We start from the raw sequence: 1,384 nt of genomic DNA, 5'->3' as shown, positions 1-1,384 counted from the left end.
CAGTATAATGTCAATTACAGTTATTTACCAGGAGTACAGTCTTCCAATATTGGAGTCAGTTACACTGGCTTTGTGGAATCCGATATAGGATGGTATGGTGCTAAGACTGATGGAGAAATGACAGGAACTACAGGAAGGTCGTTACCACTTAATCAAATAAATGTCAATCTAACAAATGTTTCAACAGATCCTACGAATCCATTATCGAAACAAGAGATGGCGGTGCTAAGAACGTCTTCCTGGCACTGCCATCTCTTCGTTTTACCTAATTTTGCAAGTAAGCAAGCTGTCCTATAAGACAGCCCCTTTACTTCCTGTTCCAAAATCGTCGCATCGCAATTGCTCTGACAAACGCTTCCCCGAAGTTGTTAGTGCTCGAAGCAAAGACGACACCCTCAAGCTCTCCGTTTTTCGGGGGCTGTATGTACGCTCCCCCTGTGGTCGCCACTCCAATCGGTTTGTAATACCTGTATGTCCCTTGGATAAAGTCTTTCACATACAAGTCAAAGGCAGCTTGATTTTGCACGTGTCCACCTACAACATACAGAGAATCATAAAGAACATGATTCGTCGCGTAGAAATTTTGGTCCAACGTGATGGTCGTCCCTTGTGCTCCTGTAACCGTACCCAATCGATCGCTGACAAACTCCACGAAGACTCCATGTTCGACGAGCGTATTCACCACTGAGGTGACCTCTTGATCGGGAAACCCGTTGCCAATCAGAACGCCAACTCTCATGGTATAGGGGAAATGCGGTGTATTGGCCTGACTCAGAGCTGGAGAGGACGCAGAAACGGAAACTTGCTTGGTCGATGGTGGTCGTACGCTGATGTTTGAAGCAATGGTGGAAGCCAATATATGGTCCACTTGTCCGAACATGTCGACGACTTGTTGGCGAACAGATTCGCTCTTCACTTTACTGAGTTGAAAAATGAATGACTGTAATATATGGTCTTTTTCAACGTCAGACAAACTATTCCAGAACAGACGTGCTTGGGAAAAATAGTCCTTAAACGTGTCGCTTATGGCTTTGGTGGCTAAGCCTTTTATCTTTTCGGGATAGAATTCGTACCCGCCCTGCTCGGCCGGTGTTGGACTGGGTGTATTGCCCGCTAGTGAGTTTTGATAGTAGTTAACCTGGTCAATATCGATGCGTTGGCGATGAGCCCCTTCTCGTTGGTAGTTGTGAAAAGGACAAAGCGGTCGATTGATAGGTATTTCATTAATGTTCGGACCACCCAATCGATACATCTGCGTATCGCGATAAGCGATAAGTCGGCCTTGTAATATAGGATCGTTGGAAAAACCGATGCCCGGAACCACGTTGGTCGGATCAAAAACGGATTGCTCGGTCTCCGCAAAAAAGTTGTCGACATTACGGTT

At 45.9% G+C, this 1,384-nt stretch carries 2 protein-coding genes; one reads left to right on the top strand and one right to left on the bottom strand.

The genetic code is table 11. The features are described from left to right. Nucleotides 1-297 (top strand): hypothetical protein (locus JN080_RS28730; RefSeq protein WP_256239348.1); only part of this gene is annotated, 297 nt, incomplete at its 5' end. A 10-nt stretch (nt 298-307) separates the two neighbouring features. On the opposite strand, the gene JN080_RS28725 is transcribed toward JN080_RS28730, so the two are convergent. Further along, nucleotides 308-1,384, bottom strand: a 1,077-nt coding sequence (locus tag JN080_RS28725; protein ID WP_256239347.1) for a catalase, incomplete at its 5' end; no start/stop codon positions are given.

Source organism: Bacillus sp. EB600 (assembly GCF_024494385.1).
Classification (GTDB): Bacteria; Bacillota; Bacilli; order Bacillales; family Cytobacillaceae; genus JAEVLT01.
Note: the sequence above shows the minus strand (reverse complement) of the source record. Positions and strands in the feature narration are given on the sequence as shown.